General features: G+C 56.5%; 12 protein-coding genes. 6 read left to right on the top strand and 6 right to left on the bottom strand.

The window, feature by feature from the left end; all coding sequences use genetic code 11:
* Position 1 precedes the first annotated feature (1 nt).
* Positions 2-1,345, bottom strand: coding sequence for an NAD(P)/FAD-dependent oxidoreductase (locus tag F5984_RS00340; RefSeq protein ID WP_246168742.1), 1,344 nt, complete (start codon positions 1,343-1,345; stop codon positions 2-4).
* A 264-nt stretch (positions 1,346-1,609) separates the two neighbouring features.
* Between F5984_RS00340 and F5984_RS00335 the strand changes: the two genes are divergently transcribed.
* The 3 genes from F5984_RS00335 to F5984_RS00325 all read left to right on the top strand — a co-directional run bounded on the left by F5984_RS00335 (position 1,610) and on the right by F5984_RS00325 (position 9,877).
* A complete protein-coding gene (locus F5984_RS00335) occupies positions 1,610-4,285 on the top strand; it encodes a sodium-translocating pyrophosphatase (protein WP_152121749.1) in 2,676 nt (891 codons plus the stop codon).
* 411 nt (positions 4,286-4,696) lie between these two features.
* Positions 4,697-7,066, top strand: a complete 2,370-nt coding sequence (locus F5984_RS00330) for a sialate O-acetylesterase (protein WP_185155377.1) — start codon at positions 4,697-4,699, stop codon at positions 7,064-7,066.
* A gap of 255 nt (positions 7,067-7,321) precedes the next feature.
* The gene (locus tag F5984_RS00325) at positions 7,322-9,877 is read left to right on the top strand and encodes a PIG-L family deacetylase (protein ID WP_246168740.1); all 2,556 of its coding nucleotides are present in this window, start codon (positions 7,322-7,324) and stop codon (positions 9,875-9,877) included.
* Between the two features lie 90 nt (positions 9,878-9,967).
* Here F5984_RS00325 and F5984_RS00320 read toward each other — a convergent pair whose 3' ends face one another.
* Both F5984_RS00320 and F5984_RS00315 read right to left on the bottom strand, forming a co-directional pair.
* Entirely contained in the window at positions 9,968-11,446 is a 1,479-nt protein-coding gene (locus tag F5984_RS00320; RefSeq protein ID WP_152121742.1) for a capsule assembly Wzi family protein, read from the bottom strand.
* A gap of 130 nt (positions 11,447-11,576) precedes the next feature.
* A complete protein-coding gene (locus F5984_RS00315; RefSeq protein ID WP_152121740.1) occupies positions 11,577-12,041 on the bottom strand; it encodes an Lrp/AsnC family transcriptional regulator in 465 nt (154 codons plus the stop codon).
* 199 nt (positions 12,042-12,240) lie between these two features.
* Between F5984_RS00315 and ald the strand changes: the two genes are divergently transcribed.
* A complete protein-coding gene (ald, locus tag F5984_RS00310) occupies positions 12,241-13,371 on the top strand; it encodes an alanine dehydrogenase (RefSeq protein WP_152121738.1) in 1,131 nt (376 codons plus the stop codon).
* A 298-nt stretch (positions 13,372-13,669) separates the two neighbouring features.
* On the opposite strand, the gene F5984_RS00305 is transcribed toward ald, so the two are convergent.
* Positions 13,670-13,966, bottom strand: a complete 297-nt coding sequence (locus tag F5984_RS00305; protein WP_185155376.1) for a hypothetical protein — start codon at positions 13,964-13,966, stop codon at positions 13,670-13,672.
* Positions 13,953-14,801 carry a hypothetical protein gene (locus F5984_RS00300; protein WP_152121736.1) on the bottom strand — a complete coding sequence of 283 codons (849 nt, stop codon included), beginning with the start codon at positions 14,799-14,801 and terminating at the stop codon, positions 13,953-13,955. Before F5984_RS00300 ends, F5984_RS00305 begins: the two co-directional genes overlap by 14 nt.
* 57 nt (positions 14,802-14,858) lie before the next feature.
* Here F5984_RS00300 and F5984_RS00295 point away from each other — a divergent pair, with 57 nt between their 5' ends.
* A complete protein-coding gene (locus tag F5984_RS00295) occupies positions 14,859-15,821 on the top strand; it encodes an NAD(P)/FAD-dependent oxidoreductase (RefSeq protein WP_152121734.1) in 963 nt (320 codons plus the stop codon).
* Positions 15,822-15,835: 14 nt separating this feature from the next.
* On the opposite strand, the gene F5984_RS00290 is transcribed toward F5984_RS00295, so the two are convergent.
* Positions 15,836-17,092 carry an NAD(P)/FAD-dependent oxidoreductase gene (locus F5984_RS00290; RefSeq protein ID WP_152121732.1) on the bottom strand — a complete coding sequence of 419 codons (1,257 nt, stop codon included), beginning with the start codon at positions 17,090-17,092 and terminating at the stop codon, positions 15,836-15,838.
* Between the two features lie 363 nt (positions 17,093-17,455).
* Here F5984_RS00290 and F5984_RS00285 point away from each other — a divergent pair, with 363 nt between their 5' ends.
* Complete coding sequence (locus tag F5984_RS00285) at positions 17,456-18,253, top strand: alpha/beta fold hydrolase (RefSeq protein WP_152121731.1); 798 nt, start codon at positions 17,456-17,458, stop codon at positions 18,251-18,253.
* Positions 18,254-18,306: the final 53 nt, after the last annotated feature.

Here is an 18,306-nt window from a genome sequence, read left to right as displayed (position 1 = left end):
CTTACCAACTAAAAAGCAAACGTTTTTTTGGCCGGGTCTCGACCGGCCACTGCGGAAATTGCCGGGTAAACTGAGCGGCCATATCGGGCTCGTACCGCCGGAAAAATTCGGGATCGAAGTTGGCATCGACCAAATGCCCAATTATCCAACCAATCGGCTTTTCGGTCTCGATCCATTCGGTCCAGACTGCTTGCCGTTGCCGGATTCCGAGCGTATTCATACCCACCACCGCGCCCGTATCGGCCCGGAAGTAAATTCGCAGGGCCAGCTTTCGGGTCTCGTGCTGCCAGTAGAAACTTTGCAGGTCGGGGTGCTCGTCGGGGCGGGCCGGGGCGTTGCCGTAGGTTTGGTACTCGATATCGAAAAACTTGGCTGAGTTAAAAAATACGCCCGGCCGGTAGGCCGTTTGGGTGCCCGTAAGCGTTTGGGCGAGTGTTTCGCCCATGATCCGACCCGTGTACCAGATTTGTTCGAGCGGTTTCCGGCCCGGCGGAGGGATTCGGTGCTGTACACAATCGCCAATGGCGTATACGTCGGGCAGGTTGGTTTCCAGAAAGTTATTCACCAGAATACCCCGGTCGGTTTCGAGGGCCGTGTGGCGCAGAAAATGGATATTAGGCCGCACACCCACCGATATACCCACAAACTGAGCCGGTAGGGTTTCGCCCGTCGAGGTAGTCACCTGCCCTACCCGGCCGGAGCCATCGTCGATCAGCCCGGTGAGTTCGGTGTTCAGGCGCAGGTCAACGTGGTGCTCACGGATATGGTTCGTCACGAGCGCCGACTCCTCGTCGGGCAGTACGCTGTTCCAGTAGCTTTTTTCGCGCACCACAAACGTCGGCCGGATGCCTTTCGACAGGAGCATTTCGCAGAGTTCAATACCGATCAGCCCGCCCCCAACCACCACGGCCTCGCGCACCCCAACGGTATCAGCCTGCATCCGGGCCAGGTCGGGCAGGCCGTACAGGCCCTGCACCCCGGCCAACTGCTCGCCGGGCAGCCCCAGCGGATTGGGCGTTGAGCCGAGGGCGAGGATCAGCACGTCGTAAGACAACTCCTCCCCCGCCGACGACCCGGAGAGGAAGAGTGTTTTCTGGTCAAAATTGATTTTCTCTACGTGAGCCCGTAGCAGATTGATCCGATTTTTGGGCCAGAACCAATCCTCGTAGGGCTTCAGATGATGCGGCTCCAGCTGCCCCATGTACACATACATCAGGGCAGTGCGGGAAAAGAAATGGTCGGTTTCCGACGAGATCACGGTAAGCGAATCGTCGGAGCGTTTACGGATCTCGCGGGCGGCCGTAATACCCGCAATTCCGTTACCAATAATGACAATGGAGCGCATAAGTAGGAAAAAGACAGTGCCCAAATATACGCTCGGGCAGGGCATACCGATGACCGGGCTCCCCCGTTTTGAACGGTTTGCGGTGAAAATGAAGGACAAACCTCATTTAGGGCTGTGTTTAGGGGCCGTTCCCTCACCATAAAAACCAATTTATCCTTGCCTGAAGCCAATAACACGGGCAATTTCTTGTCGATTCGAACGGCAAACCGCTATATTTGGGCGCTAACAATCGAAGCCTATTAACTTTTATTCAACTTTTTTCGCATGAATTCGAGTCTTTACCTTGTTCCCATTCTGGGCGTGATTGGTCTGGTCGTGATGGCCGCCAAGTTTATGTGGGTCTCGCGGCAGGATGCCGGAGACGCCCGGATGCAGGAGATTTCCGGCTACATCGCCGATGGAGCCATTGCCTTTCTGAAAGCTGAGTGGCGCGTTCTGATCGTTTTCGGGCTTATTGTTGCCGTGTTGTTGTCGTGGTCAGGTTCATTGGTCGAAAACTCACACTGGAGCATTGGTATCGCTTTTGCGTTTGGCGCGTTCACCTCGGCCCTCGCCGGTTATATCGGTATGAAGATCGCCACCAAGGCCAACGTCCGGACGGCTCAGGCGGCCCGCACGAGCCTCACCCGCGCCCTCGACGTATCGTTTACGGGCGGTTCGGTCATGGGTATCGGTGTGGCAGGTCTGGCAGTGCTGGGTCTGAGCGTGCTGTTTATTATTGTCTATAACTACTTCGTTAGCGGTTCGGGCAACGTGAATGGTATCGAGATGGAACGCGCCCTCGAAGTGGTGGCCGGTTTCTCGCTCGGTGCAGAGTCTATTGCCCTGTTTGCCCGCGTGGCGGGTGGTATCTACACCAAAGCAGCCGACGTAGGCGCTGACCTGGTGGGTAAGGTAGAGGCCGGGATTCCCGAAGATGATCCGCGTAACCCGGCTACTATTGCCGATAACGTAGGCGACAACGTAGGTGACGTGGCTGGTATGGGTGCCGACTTGTTTGGCTCGTACGTGGCTACGATTCTGGCCACGATGGTACTGGGTCGCGAAATCATTATCCCCAACGACCCAATTCTTGGTCATGCTCCCATTGTACTGCCCATCGTGATTGCTGGCCTGGGCCTGATTTTCTCGATTCTGGCTTGTTACCTCGTGCGCGTGAAAGACGATAATGGCAACGTACAAGGTGCCCTAAACATGGGTAACTGGGGTTCGATTATCCTTACCGTGATTGCGTCGTATTTCCTCGTAACCACCATGCTGCCCGACACCACCATGCAGATTCGGGGGGTTGAGTTTACCCGGATGGATGTGTTCTACGCGATTGTTACGGGTCTGGTTGTGGGCGCGCTTATGTCGATCATCACGGAATATTACACCGCTATGGGTCGGCGGCCGGTACTGTCCATCATTCGTCAGTCGGCTACGGGTGCGGCTACCAACATCATCGGCGGTTTGTCGGTAGGTATGGAGTCAACGGTACTGCCGATTCTGGTACTGGCGGCTGGTATCTATACCTCGTACCACTTTGCGGGTCTGTACGGCGTGGCTATTTCGGCCGCAGGTATGATGGCCACTACGGCGATGCAGCTGGCGATTGATGCCTTCGGGCCGATTGCCGACAATGCCGGTGGTATTGCCGAAATGAGCTACCTCCCCGAAGAAGTTCGCGGCCGCACGGATATTCTCGACGCCGTGGGTAACACCACAGCCGCTACGGGTAAAGGGTTCGCCATTGCCTCGGCTGCCCTGACGGCCCTGGCCCTGTTTGCTGCATTCGTAGGTATTTCGGGTATTTCGGCTATCGACATTTACAAGGCCGACGTATTGTCGGGCTTGTTTGTGGGGGCCATGATTCCGTTTATTTTCTCGTCGCTGGCGATTGCCGCCGTAGGTCGGGCCGCCATGAGCATGGTAGAAGAAGTACGTCGGCAGTTCCGTGAGATTCCAGGCATTATGGAAGGTACGGGTAAGCCTGAATACGAAAAATGCGTAGCTATCTCAACGCAGGCTTCTATTCGGGAGATGGTTCTTCCGGGCGCTATTGCCCTGACCGTGCCGGTGATCGTGGGCTTCATTTTTGGCCCCGAAGTACTGGGTGGTTTGCTGGCCGGGGTGACGGTATCGGGCGTATTGATGGGTATTTTCCAGAACAATGCCGGTGGTGCCTGGGACAACGCCAAGAAGTCGTTCGAAAAAGGCGTTGAAATCAACGGACAGACGTACTACAAAAAGTCGGAGCCGCACAAAGCGTCGGTTACAGGTGATACCGTTGGTGATCCGTTCAAAGATACGTCGGGCCCCTCTATGAACATCCTCATCAAGCTGATGTCCATTGTATCGCTCGTGATTGCGCCGTACATCGCTATCAAATCAAGTGACCACGCCGGTCATGCTACCGAAGGCATCGAAGCCGTTGGCGGTGTACAGGGTGTAGACCTCGAAAAATCGACCGCGGCCGACAATGCCGACGTATCAACGCCCAACCAACTGACCGACCTGACCCTCGACGGGGGCGTGTCGCTCAAGGGGGTGAACGCCGAAGGTATCGAAGCCAACCTGCTCGATTTTATTAAGTCGGACAAGGCTGTGGACAAAGACACCTGGTTTGATTTTGACCGGCTGACGTTCGAGACGGGCAGCGCCACGCTGAAACCCGAATCGCAGGAGCAGTTGAAAAACATTGCCGAGATTCTGAAGGCGTTCCCCAACGTGAACATCAAGCTGGGTGGCTATACCGATAACACCGGCAATGCCAACAGCAACCTGAAACTCTCGGGCGACCGGGCGGCTTCAGTGAAAGGCGAACTGGTAAAACTGGGTATCGACGGTGGCCGACTGGAGTCGGAAGGATACGGTCAGGAGCATCCTGTAGCCAGCAACGACACCGAAGAGGGCCGTGCACAAAACCGCCGAATCTCCGTTCGGGTGACCAAAAAATAAAAGCACTGTACATACGCGCTTTTGAGAAGCCGGGTTCTGACGAACCCGGCTTTTTATTTGTCCTACCAGCTAGATAGCCTACTGTTTTTGTGGATTAATCGACCCCAAAAGATTCCACAAAACAATGAGTGAAAAATGGGCTTTTTGTTCACAAAAAATTGAACAAACGGCGTTAAAACGAATTATCCTCACTATCAGGATCTTGTAGAGGTCATCTTCAACAAAATACGCCGTTTAATCAAAACTACGCTTTGCCTCTACAACCCTTTGGAACAAAACAGAATCCGAGTAATTAATGCAAGTGAATGCACCCTGTTTCAACTACCATTTGATTTAAAACTACAAGATACGTCCATGAACGTGCGCAACTACCTCTTAGTAAGCCTGTTGAGTTTATTAGGATTTCAACTCATGGGTCAAACATTAACGCTCGATTCACCGGTGAGCCGGATGGTTTTCCAGCGTTCCTCTTCCAACACAGCCATTGTCCCGGTCCGGGGGCAGGCACCCGGCTCAGCCACCCGCATACAGGGTCGGCTGATTGCGCGGCAGGGCGGGCAAACAACCGACTGGCGCGAAGGCTCCCTCAGCAACGGCACGTTTCAGATCAACATTTCCGCAACGGGCGGTTTCTACGACCTCGAGGTAGTTGCCCTCGCGGGTAACACCGAAGTAGCCCGGCAACGACGCGAGCGTATCGGCGTTGGCGAAGTATTTATTGTTTCGGGCCAGTCGAACAACTACGGTGAAGAAGGCAAAGGGCTACCAGCCGCCGACGACCGGGTGTCGGTTGTCAACTACTGGCCGGGTCTCGAAGGGCACGTGAGCGAAAGTACTCTGCCAATGGTATTCTCACAGGCTGGCCCCGGTACCAACTGTGCCCCCCGCAACCCGCTGTATATCTGGGGTGGTCTGGGCGACCGGCTGGTGGCTAAACTGGGTGTTCCGGTCCTATTTCTGGGCGCGGCCGGGCCGGGGGCATCGACCAACAACTGGCGCGAAGCGGCCCAGGGCGTTGAGAACGTGAGCGGCCGCGACTGGACCGGCAATATCCCGTACAAGCCGCTCCGGCTGGCCTTGCAGGTTTACGGCAAAAAAACCGGTATCCGGGGTATTCTGTGGCATCAGGGCGAGTCGGACAACTCATTCCAGACCACCGAGGGCTACGTGAACAACATGCGCGTGGTTATAGGCCAAACCCGTAACGACAGCGGTTTCGGAAACCTCTCCTGGATGATAGCACGGGCGTCGTACTACCCATTTTACCCCGGCAAAGAGGTAGACCCCAACATCATTACGGCGCAGAATATCCTCATCGGTAGCACGAGCAATACCTTTGCCGGGCCCTATACGGACCCGTACTACGGTCCCAACTACCGCGCCGACAAGCTGCACTTTACCGAAAACGCGTACGGGTTCTTAGCCGACCTCTGGAGCAGCTCGCTCACCACCGACTATTTCCGGCAGTCGCAGCCTTCACTGCCCAACTACGGCCCGGCCTCACCCGCAGCATCGAACCAAACCGACCCGGTGGCTCAAACGCCCACCACGCCCGACCCATCGAAAGAAAATGTGGGCAACGCCCTCCGGCTCACCACACCGACCTACAACTGCCAAACCGGAGCTATTGTGCTCAATACAAGCGGGGGCGACGGCACCCGCATCGAGTTTGCCATTCCGGGCATTACCGGCTGGACCACCAACCCGGCCCATACCGTGGGCGAAGGTATCCGGCGCGATGCCCAGACCCTGACTATCTACGCCCGGCAGTCGGGTGGGCAGATTTCATTGATCTGGGGAATTCGGGCGGCCTGCGATGGCTCAGCACCGACAACATCGCCCGGCACAACCCCCAGCACGGGCCAACCGGCCTCCAACACCGCCCCCCAAACGCCCGCGCCACCGATTACGGGCGGAGCCTTAGCCCTGCAAACACCACTCTACAACTGCCAGACCGGCGCGGCTGTGTTCCGAACCACGGGCGGCAACGGCAGTGCCGTAGAATTTATGGCACCGGGCATTACCGGCTGGACCACGAATGCGTCACACCTGATTGGTGAAGGCATCCGGCGCGACGCTCAAACCATCACGATTTACGCCCGGCAATCGGGGGTGCAGATCTCGCTCAACTGGAATATCCGGGCCGCCTGCGATGGCTCGGCACCGGCCACGCCCCCATCCACAACTACCCCACCCACGAGCGATTCGGCCCCGAAGCCGAGTACTCCACCGGCCAGTATTGATCTGATTTTGCTCGTACCGATCTACAACTGTGGGTCGGGGCAGGTTACCTTCTCGACCATCGGTGGTACAGGAAGCGTTGTTGAATACATGGCACCGGGCATTACCGGCTGGACCACCACGCCTACACACGTCATCGGCGAGGGTATCCGGCGCGACGCGCAGACCATCACGATTTACGCCCGGCAAAACGGCAAACAGGTATCGCTCGTCTGGAACATCCGGAGCGCCTGCACGGGGGGTTCTATGTCGGGCACATCGGCCCGGATGGCCCCGGCAGCCGAGCCCACTATGGAGTGGGTAGTAGGCCCCAACCCCACCACCGACGAGGTGCAGCTTCTCTGGCCCGGCGCGGCCAACGCCACCTGGAGCAGCCGGGTACTGTCGGCGTCGGGTTACGAGCTGAAGGTAGCAGCCCCCGAAACCACGCCGACCGGGCTACGGCTCAACCTGCGGCAGCTCCCCACGGGAATCTATCTCTGGCAGGTAACTCCGCAGGGTAGCCCCACACAAACGTTTAAAATTATGAAGCTCGACTAACGCTCAGTGACAATTCATTTCAATAGTAATTGGACGCGGATTAAACGGATATACGCTGATCCCCTGCATCAATCCGCGTACATCGGCCCGATCCGCGTTATCCGCGTTCAATTTCTTACCAGTGGCCATTTTGTCCAGTAATAATCGGCAAGGGGTCAGACCGGAACGAACCGGTTTGGCCCTTTTCTGTTTGCCTCCCTCACGCCCGAAAAATCGTATCTTTACGCCCATCATAACCCACAAGCTGCTACGACCGTGCTTCAAACACTTCGCTCGCTGTCAATTGCCTGCCTTTTATTCGTATCTATTTTACAGACCTCCGCTCAGGTGCCTTATGGCCCGGCCCGGCCCGCTCCTCCCGGTGAGATTCTGCTTAACCTCAAAAAACTAAACGTAGTGGGTTCGGTGCTGTATGTAGCGGCCCACCCCGACGACGAGAACACCCTCATGCTCTCGTACCTGGCCAAAGAACGGCTGTCCCGCACGGCTTACCTCTCCCTTACGCGGGGCGACGGTGGCCAAAACCTCATTGGGGTCGAACAGGGCGAATACATTGGCCTGATTCGGACGCAGGAACTCTTGGCAGCCCGGCGTGTCGATGGCCCTGAGCAGTTTTTCAGCCGGGCCTACGATTTCGGGTTCTCCAAATCGACCGACGAAGCCGTGCGTACCTGGGGCCGCGATCAGGTGCTGGCCGATGTGGTCTGGCGTATCCGCACATTCCGCCCCGACATCATCATCACCCGGTTCCCGCCCGACCCCCGCGCGGGCCACGGGCACCACAGTGCATCGGGGTATCTGGCCGAAGAGGCCTTCAAAATTGCGGGTGATCCCACCAAGTTCCCGGAGCAACTGGCGTATGCCAAGCCCTGGCAACCCAAGCGGATTATGTGGAACGTGTTTATTCCGAGCGCGTTTATGAGCAACAAAAAGCCCGACGAAGCTGGCAACCTGATTGGCGTCGAAACGGGTCTGTTCAATCCGTTGCTGGGTAAATCGTACGGCGAAATTGCCGCCGAAAGCCGCAGTCAGCACAAAAGTCAGGGATTCGGGGTAGCTGCCAACCGGGGTGCCCGCATCGACTACCTGCTCACCAAAGCCGGCGACCCTATGCAGCAGGACCCCTTCGACGGAGTCGATATGACCTGGAAGCGCATCAAAGGGAGCGAGTCGGTACAAACGCTGGTCAATCAGCTGATCGGGCAGTTTCGGCCCGACCGCCCGGCCGCTTCGGTGCCCTTGCTGGTACAACTCCACAAGGCGCTGGGTAAACTCGACACAACCGACATTAACGTACGCACCAAACTGGCCGACGTCGAACTGCTTATTCAGCAGTGTCTGGGCCTTTGGTTCGAAACCAACCCTGTCGACTACGCAGCTACGCCCGGCGAACGTATTCGGGTGAATAGTACCGTAGTAGGGCGTACGACCGAGGTCCCCGTTCGGCTGTTGCGCGTGCGCGACCCACAAGCCGGCCGCGATACCACGCTGAACCTGACGCTGAAACCCAACGAGGTGGTGCCCCTGACAGCTCAACTCTCCATACCGGCCAAACAGGCGATTTCGCTGCCGTACTGGCTCGAAAAACCCATGCAGAAAGGCTTGTTTCAGGTCGACGATCAGCGGTTGATTGGATTGCCCGAAAACCCGCCCGCACTGACCACTGAGTTTACGTTTGATATTGCCGGTGAACAATTTACCTTCTCACGACCTTGGATTTACAAGTTTACCGACCCCGTCGATGGCGAAATTTACCGGCCGTTTGTGGTACAGCCCGACGTCATGATCAACGTGGCTGAAAAAGTGTATGCGTTTGCCGACAATAGCCCCAAAACCATTGAAACAGTGGTAAAAGCGGGCCGGGCTGGTGTATCGGGTACGCTGTCGCTGTCGGTACCAGCCGGTTGGAACATCACACCTGCCAATGCTCCATTCGATCTGAAAGACAAAGGACAGGAAGCTCGGCTGACCTTCACGGTATCGCCAGGCAAAGCCCCCGGAGCGACGACCGCCGGAGCCACCGACCGCATTGACCGGATTCAGGCCGTAGCTACTACCGCCAACGGACAGTTTACGCGCGGTATCCGCCTGGTCGATTATAAGCACATTCCGACCCAAACTAACTTCCCCCTCAGCGAGGCAAAACTGGTTCGGCTCGACGTGAAAACTACCGCCAAGCAGATTGGCTACATCATGGGCGCAGGCGACGAAGTACCCACGGCCCTCCGGCAGATGGGTTGCACTGTAACCCTGCTCGACCCCATCGAACTGAACAAAGACCTGAGCCGGTTCGATGCCATTGTGGTGGGCGTACGGGCCTACAATACCGAAGATTACCTGAAGTTCTACCAGGCCAAACTGTTGCAATACGTGCAGAACGGCGGCACCATGATTGTGCAGTACGTGACGCCGGGTGGCTCGGCGGTGCTATCCAATGGCCTCAAAGTGAATCAGCTGGGACCCTATCCATTTACGGTAGGCCGCGACCGGGTGACCGAAGAAGACGCCAAAATGACGTTTATCAACCCGCAGCATCCGTTGCTCAACACGCCCAACAAACTCACTGAGCGCGATTTCGACGGGTGGGTGCAGGAGCGTGGCCTGTATTTCGCGGTTGATTTCGATAAGGCGTACGAACCCATTTTCAGTGCTGCCGACACGGGCGAAGCGCCCAAAAACGGTAGCCTGATTTACGCCAAGCACGGCAAAGGTCATTTTATTTACACGGGCCTGGCGTTTTTCCGGCAACTACCCGCCGGGGTGCCGGGCGCGTACCGGCTGTTTGCCAACCTGATTTCGGTCGGTAAATAACGTATTTCCAAGGCCGTTGCGGCTTCCCCGTTTCTGTGTTCCGGGCCTCAGGTGGGCAAGGAGTATGGAAACGGGGCTTTTTTTGCCCTCTTACAACTCACCTTCCTTCACCAAACTAAGCGCAAAACCCGTATTGCGGCTGTACAGACCACCCCGATCTACGGCAACGGCCGTGTTGAGCCATACCCCTGCCGGCCGGAGCCGGACACTCACCGTGGCAATCCCCGACCGCTGCGTGGGTTCATCCAGAAAAGGCACCTGATACGTACCGGCATTTTGACTGTACGACGCTTTGAGCGAAAACCGAACGGCATCGGCCACCTGCCCCGACAGCCCAGCATGGTACACCCGCACCCGATTGTTGTTGGTAAACAGGTACGACGGCAACTCGGGGTCGAGGTCGGTAGCAGGAGCAATAAACGGAGTGCCAAGCGAGCGGCCCCGATACGACCAGCCATCGCGGTACTGCCCGTGGTTGAAATAATCGTCGCGGCCCCGGCGTTTCGGGTCGCCATCCACAAAGGCATTACCGCCCTGACTGTAGGTGTTCAGAAACTCCAGCACCAGGGTATTCAGCCGAAAGCCGCCGGTTGTGGGTTTCCGGTTTTGTAGCCGCAGCCCGTGCAACCCATCGTTGATGTTAATCAGATAAAACAGCGAGCCATCTTCGTAAATACTCTGTCGATAGAGCATCACCGACACCTGCCCGAGTCGAACCTCGGCCCCCAAATCAATCGTGCCGAGGTGATTACCCACCCGGTTGCCCCGGTCGAAGGTGCTGTAGCGCGTGGTATCGATGCCGCGCACGGTATTGAGGCTTGTACCGGCTATGGTGTACCAGTAATCCTGCCACGACGACGGAAACTGGTTTCCTTTGATAAACTCGTTGGTCAGCCATTTGGTACGCCCGGCCCACTGCACCTGATGGTTGAAACCACCGTACAGTTTCAGGGCCGCACCCGGACGACCCAGCCGGATGTACAATGATTTCTGATGCAGCAGTGAATTTTCGACAAAGCCGTTGTCGAACCAGCCCTGCGCAAAGGTACCCCGAATAGCCAACCGGCCATTGGCGGGCCAAAACTGCGGAATGGCCACCTGCACCTTAATCATGGGCAGCGCATTGCCCGACCAACTGTACGAGCCCGAACTCAAGGCCGAATCGGGACCCAGGCCATACACCTCCCGGCGTCGGCCGGCATAGGCTTCAAAGGCCCGGTAGCGGGCTTTCACGTACGCTTCCGGCAAAATCACCTGCCGGGTGGTGGGGCCGTAGTTGGCTACGGCTTCGAGACCCCAGCCCCAGTCTATTTTTTGCAGCTCGGCCCACAAGCTATCTCCACGGGTTTTGGGTGGCTTCCGATAATCGATCTGCCAGGCCGAGCGCAGGCTGTACAGCATTTCGGACCGGGGCACCACGCCATACTGATTGGCTCGAAACCAGAACGGCAGCTCGCCCGCGGTCGACGCCAGCCCTTTCAACTCCTGCCGGTACAGCAACGGTTTAGGAGCCTGCGCAAACACCGACGGGCCCAGCAGGCAAATAATGGCGAGTAAACGTAATTGCATGGGACTGACCCTCAAATGATAACCGAATGGATAGGCACCCAATTAGGCACCTGCTCAAGCCCATCACAATTGTCATACCAAACCCCAAAAACGGTGATATACGCTTTATTTCGGTACACATGAAGCAGGCTTAGGCCAGCCCTACCGGGACAGCGGTGGTGTTTTTCACCTCGTCCATCACAAAAAAACTGCTGATATGCTGCACCCCGGCAATAACCGAAAACTCCTCCTGATAAAACCGGTTATAGTGGTCCATGTCGCGCACAATCACCTTCACCAGATAATCAAACGATCCCGACACCAGATTACACTCCAGCACTTCGGGAAGGGTACGCACGATCTTGTTGAAGTGGGCAAAGGTGTCGCGGTTCTGCTTGTCGAGCGACACCTGACAGTACACCGTCAGCAGATTACCGAGTTTGCGTCGGCTCACAATGGCCACGTACCGGTCAATGTACCCTTCGCGCTCGAGCCGCTTGATGCGCTCGTGGACGGGTGTTTTGGAGAGGTTGATTTGCTGGCCAATTTCGGCATTGGTCAGGTGGGCATTTTGTTGGAGCAGGGTGATAATCTGCCGGTCTATTTTGTCGAGCATACAGAGTAGGCGTACAGGCGTTGATTCCCCAACCGAACGACGTTCTGGTAAGTAAAACCAAACAAAGACTGTTTCAGGAAAAATTCCCACTGAAACACGTTTGATAAAACCAAAATACCATTTTTTTAGACGGATTCAGAAATAAAGTAGGCGATTGTACTTTTGTTCTTTATAGACTTCATTGCAAAAACAGACGATCATGATTATTGGTGTTCCCAAGGAGATCAAAAATAATGAGAACCGTGTGGCGCTGACGCCCGCTGGCGTTTCGGAACTACGGAAGCATGGGCATACTGTGTATGTACAGGCTACAGCCGGCGAAGGCAGCGGTTTCCCCGACGAAGAGTACGTTGCGGCTGGTGCCACGATGCTTCCGACCATTGAGGAGGTGTACGGAATTGCCGAAATGATCATGAAAGTAAAGGAGCCGATTGCGGTTGAGTACGACCTGATCCGTGAAAATCAGCTTCTGTTTACCTACTTCCACTTCGCGTCGTCGGAAGAACTAACCCGCGCCATGATTGCCAAAGGGGCGGTGTGTCTGGCCTACGAAACGGTTGAGAAAAGCGATCGGAGTCTGCCGTTGCTCGTACCCATGTCGGAAGTGGCCGGTCGGATGGCCGTGCAGGAAGGAGCCAAATATCTGGAGAAGCCCCTGAAAGGCCGTGGGATTCTGCTCGGTGGTGTACCGGGCGTGAAACCAGCCCGTGTGCTTGTTCTGGGTGGTGGTATTGTTGGTACGCAGGCCGCCAAAATGGCCGCCGGTCTGGGCGCTCATGTAATCCTGATGGACATTAGCCTCGCCCGGTTGCGGTACCTGTCGGATATTATGCCCGAAAACGTCGACACCATCATGTCGAACGAGTACAACATCCGGGAAGAGATCAAACACGCCGACCTCATCATTGGGGCCGTGCTGATTCCGGGTGCCAAAGCGCCCCACCTCATCACGCGCGATATGCTTAAGCTGATGCGGCCGGGTACCGTGCTCGTCGACGTAGCCGTCGATCAGGGTGGTTGTATCGAAACGTGCTCGCCCACGACGCACGAGAACCCAACCTTCATTATAGACGATGTGGTGCACTACTGCGTAGCTAATATGCCCGGTGCCGTACCCTACACCTCGACACTGGCTCTGACCAACGCAACCCTGCCCTATGCGCTGCAATTGGCTAACAAAGGATGGCAGCAGGCCTGCCGCGACAATGCCGAGCTGAAAGCCGGTCTGAACGTGGTAGAAGGCAAAGTGGTGTACAAAGGAGTAGCCGATGCATTCAGTTTGCCACTGGTGCCCGTAGCTGAGCTGCTCGAACAAGAAGAAACCGTGTAATTCATCAATAGACGGGATGCCGGGGTAACTACCGTATGGGTCAACAGGCCCGTATAGTAGTTACCCCGCTCCTTTTTTGGGGCATTGAGAGCTTCAGGGAGAGAGGTTTTCTGAAAACTTACCTCCGTATACCCAAATGGATTGGATTGTCGAATCCAACCAGCAACTTCCACTGCCAGGGTCTGCGACCGCTCCGCTACCAATAATTTCCACTGCCAGGGTCTGCGGCCGCTCCGCTACCAATAATTTCCACTGCCAGGGTCTACGACCACTGGCAGGGAAAATACAGGCACAACGCTTAGCGCTCCGCCAGCGTCAGCTTTACCAGTTCTTCCCATTCGGCGTCGAGCGACCCTCTGAATACCTCCGCTTTGGCCCGGCGGTACCAGTAGCCCGCGTTCCAGTCATCGCCTTCTTTACGATGCAGATACGCGTGCAGACGGTCGTACTCGCGGGTGCCCTCGCGGCTCTGCGCAATATTATGCGCCTGCTCCCAGTTGCCGTTGGCATCGTACCAAAGCGCCTTCAGCACAGGCGGCCAATCCGAAGCCGGGGCCGACTGACTCAGTGAATGCATAAAATCAGTTTGTGTCATGATGGTATAACGAGTCTGTTTCAGGAACATACAAAGTAGCCGGAACCGGGCCATACACCGAGCCGAACGCTTCGCCAGCCCCCACCCGGCGGGCCAATTCGCGCGGGCCGGTATCCCCTACCCGTGCCAGCCAACGCGACACCTCGGCCGCACCCGTGTAGTAAGCCAGCATCACGTGGTGATAGTCGCCCCCGAAAAAATCGCGCATCGATTCGAGGTCGTTGAGCGACAGGCCCATTTGCCGGCCATAGGCCCGGTATTCCCACTCGGCCCGGAAGTCGCGGGCCCGCTGCCGACGGTCGGTATGCGGATCGGTAAACCGGTAATCAACCATGAGCGCCAATCCCTCATTGAACCACTGCGGAATTTGCCGCCGGGTGCGCCACCAGCCCACACGCGCCAGCAATTCGTCGTGGCACCGCTCATGCGCAATGACATCGGCACTGTTGCCTTCGGGGCCAAGTACAATGTACGAGCTACCCCAGGGCGTACCCAGACTACACCCCGCCGACGATTCGGCCGAACCGTTGCCACAATACAGGGCATATTGTTCAACAGAATGGCAGTAAATAAGGGTTGCCTGCCCGGTTTTATCGCCCCAAAACTGCCGAATCCGGCCGGTGGCCTGCTGGTTGTTTTGCAACAGCCGCTGTCGTTGGCGCGCGGGCGTTTGCTGACTGATATACACCTGATTACCAGCCGACTGAACCGCCAAAAAATCGTCGTCGTATCCGACCGCGAGGCAACGCAATACCGCCGGAAACAGCCAAAGCACTGCTACAGGTAGCACAATCAGAAACGACACAAAGAGCGAGAAAGGCGTAATTCGGCGCATTATGGGTATAACAAAGCGGCCCTACACGTGGTTATTTTCGGTGATTACCCCCGTCTTATGCCTTCAATTTTATCGATTGGCGCGGGCATAGCTGGCCTGACCGCTGCCCGCAAACTTATGCAAAAAGGCCATACCGTCACGGTTCTCGACAAAGGTCGGGGCGTAGGCGGCCGAATGGCTACCCGCCGTATAGAACAAAGTCGGGCCGACCACGGTGCCCAGTACTTCACGGCCCATAATCCCGAATTTTCGGCCTTTGTCGAAGAGCTTCTCCTGAACAGTATAGCGGGCATATGGCCCGTGTCGGGACCCGACGATGACCGGTTGCCGTACATCGGTCGGGACGGAATGAGTACGATTCCGAAGTATCTGGCCCAGGGACTTAACGTGGTCACCGGCGAACGGGTTGTCCAGCTCGAAAAAATAGACCGGGCGGGTACACCCGGCTGGCGCGCCATTGCCGATACCGGCCACACCTTTGAGGCCGATCAGGTCTTGTTGACCATGCCCGCTCCGCAGGCGCTTACCCTGCTTCAGGACAGCAACCTCGACCCCACCGACATCGACCTAAACGCCCTGCAAGCCATTACCTACACGCCCTGCATTGCGGTCATGGCCGTACTTTCAGGGCCAACTAATATCCAGAAACCAGGTGCCTATTGGCCCGAACAAGGCCCGGTAGCCTGGGTAGCCGACAATTATCAGAAAGGTATCTCGCCCAACCAGCCGTCAGTCACGATTCAGGCCGGAGGTGCGTTTAGCCTCGCTCATTTCGACGACGACCTGACCACAGTAGGTCAAACGTTGCTTCAGGCAGTCGCTTCGGTAGTCCCCCCCGACCGGGTGGTCAGTTTTCAGGTGCACCGGTGGCGGTATAGCCTCACCGAAACCCGCCACCCTGAGCCATTTCTGCGCGCCCATACCGACGCCCCCCTGTTGGTAGGGGGCGACGGCTTCGGACCGGGAAATGTGGAAGGGGCTTACCTATCGGGCCTGGCTATGGCCGAGGCTCTGGGGTAAGCCTCAGCCAATAATTACCCAGCTATGATTCGTTCGGCTACTTCGCGGCCGGTTTGCATGGCCGCGTTTAGCGACGGGTAAGCCGTTTGGTCGCCACACTGAAACAGGCCATCCGCCAATTGTAAGGGCTGATGGACCTTACCGGGACCATAGGCGGGCAGGGCTTGTGGAAGGTGGTAGGTACGCAGGTGCCGCCACCGGCTCACCGACTCGCCAAACCATTCGGTTAGCTCCTGCCGAATACGCCCGGTTAGGGTCTGCTCATCAACCTGGTCCAGTCCCTGCGTACTGACCGACACCAGCGCCTGTCCGGCCGGGGCATACTCGGCCGAGACATCGGTCATCACGGCTATGTTGTGCACCGCCCCCGACCGCTTAGTGTTCAGCATCAGGAGTTTATCACCCTGACTAACGGCAGGCTTATCGGCCTCAGACATGGCAAAATACGTACAGGTGGTGTGCGTGAAAGCATCGGATTGCAGTTCAGGACGCCCCAGCAACCGGGCCGCCGGAGCCGCATCAACGGCCAGAACTACAGCGGGGGCAGTGAGCACCTCGCCCGACGCCAGTTGCACTTCACCCGCGCCTACGCGCACGACCGGACTGTTGAGCCGAACACTGCCGGGTCGCAACCGGGCAGCCACCTGAGCTGGAATTTCGCCCATGCCGAGCGCGGGCACGGCCGCGTCGCCGGTGTAAAACATACGGAAGCAGAAATCGAAGAAATTGCTCGACGTGCGGAGGTCATCCTCCAGGAATACGCCCCCGAAGAACGGCCGGAAAAACCGCTCGATCATCTGGTCTGAAAAGCCCTGTTCGCGCAGATGGTCGAGGGTGGTAGTAGCCTCCTGCCGAAACAGCTCCTCCAGCGGCAATGCCTGTGTATGGCGTAGCAAGGGCAGAATATTCACTTTATCACCCAGCGTACCCACGGCCGACGCGAGCGTTTGAAACACGGTAGTCGGTTCGCGGAGTGGATTGAGGAGTTTCATCCAGCCGTTGGGCCCGTCATGAATCAACGCACCCGACCGGAATGCCCGTAGTTGCAGGGCCGAATAGTTCAGTAATCGTTCCGCTTCAGGATACGCCGTCAGGAGAATCTGAAAGCCCCGGTCGAGCCGAAATCCATCGACAACGTCGGTGCGAACGCGCCCGCCTACCCCGTCCGAGGCTTCGAGAACGAGGGTATCGTATCCGGCCTGCTGAAGGTAAACGGCACAGCTAAGACCGGCCATTCCGGCCCCGACAATAAGGATGGGTTGCTTGGACATAGATCGTCAGATTTGGTCGCCAAAATTAGTGCGTGCACGCCAATATGAGCGAGGAAACGGACAGGTTTAGTAATTTTTCAAGAAGAATAGAATTTTTCAGAGCAGTTAAAAATAAAACTCATTGATAATCAGCAATCAAAAAAAAGTATTTCATTCTTATTCTTAGACTGCTTTATTTTGTTGTTAGGTTTACGACACAGAAGGCCTACGCCGGGAGCCATTTGAGTAAATTGCCTCAGCCGCAGTGCGCGTCTTTGGCCTCCCTACTCTGGTTTACGATGTAGGCAGATAGTTAACTTTCTGGGTACAATTTCCTTTTGGGTCCGTTAGCAATCCAGACACCGTACAGAATCAGCATTACTTATGAGTTCATCAGCAACCTACGTGGTTCGGGAAGAAGAAGGGTTCCGTTATATCGACGAGGGGCAGGGCGATGTCCTGTTGTTATTACATGGTCTCTTTGGGGCCCTCAGTAACTGGGATGGTGTTATCCGGACGTTCTCGACGCAGTACCGGGTGGTGATTCCGGTTATGCCTATTTACGATATGCCCATGCGAGAAGCCAGCCTGGAGGGGTTGGTGGCCTTTATCGAAAAGTTTGTGGCTTATCGGAACCTCACTGACCTTACTCTGCTTGGCAACTCACTCGGCGGGCATGTGGGCCTGCTCTACACGTTCAAGCACCCCGATATGGTAAAGCGCCTGCTGCTGACGGGTAGCTCAGGTCTGTTTGAAAACTCGATGGGTGGCTCGTTTCCCAAGCGCGGTAGCTATGACTACATTGCCGAGCGCGTAGCCTATACATTCTACGACCCAAAGGTGGCTACCAAAGAGCTGATCGATGAGGTGTTTGAGATTACGAGCAGCATTCCTAAATGCATGAACATTGTGCAGATTGCCAAATCGGCCCAACGCAACAACGTAGCCAAGGACCTGCACAAAATCGACGTACCCACGTTGCTCATTTGGGGCCTCAACGATACCATTACCCCCCCCGAAGTAGCGCACGAGTTCAACCGGCTTATCAAAAACTCGGAACTGCATTTTATCGATAAGTGCTGCCACGCACCCATGATGGAGCACCCCGAGCGTTTCAATGAGCTTCTGCTCGATTGGCTCGCCCGGCACCCGATTCAGACCGAAGAAAACGCACTGGCGTAGCCTTTATATATTTGGAAACCAACCGGGCCGCCGGGTGGTAATTGAATGTTGAC

This window comes from Rudanella paleaurantiibacter (assembly GCF_009184635.1).
GTDB lineage: Bacteria > Bacteroidota > Bacteroidia > Cytophagales > Spirosomataceae > Rudanella > Rudanella paleaurantiibacter.
Note: the sequence above shows the minus strand (reverse complement) of the source record. Positions and strands in the feature narration are given on the sequence as shown.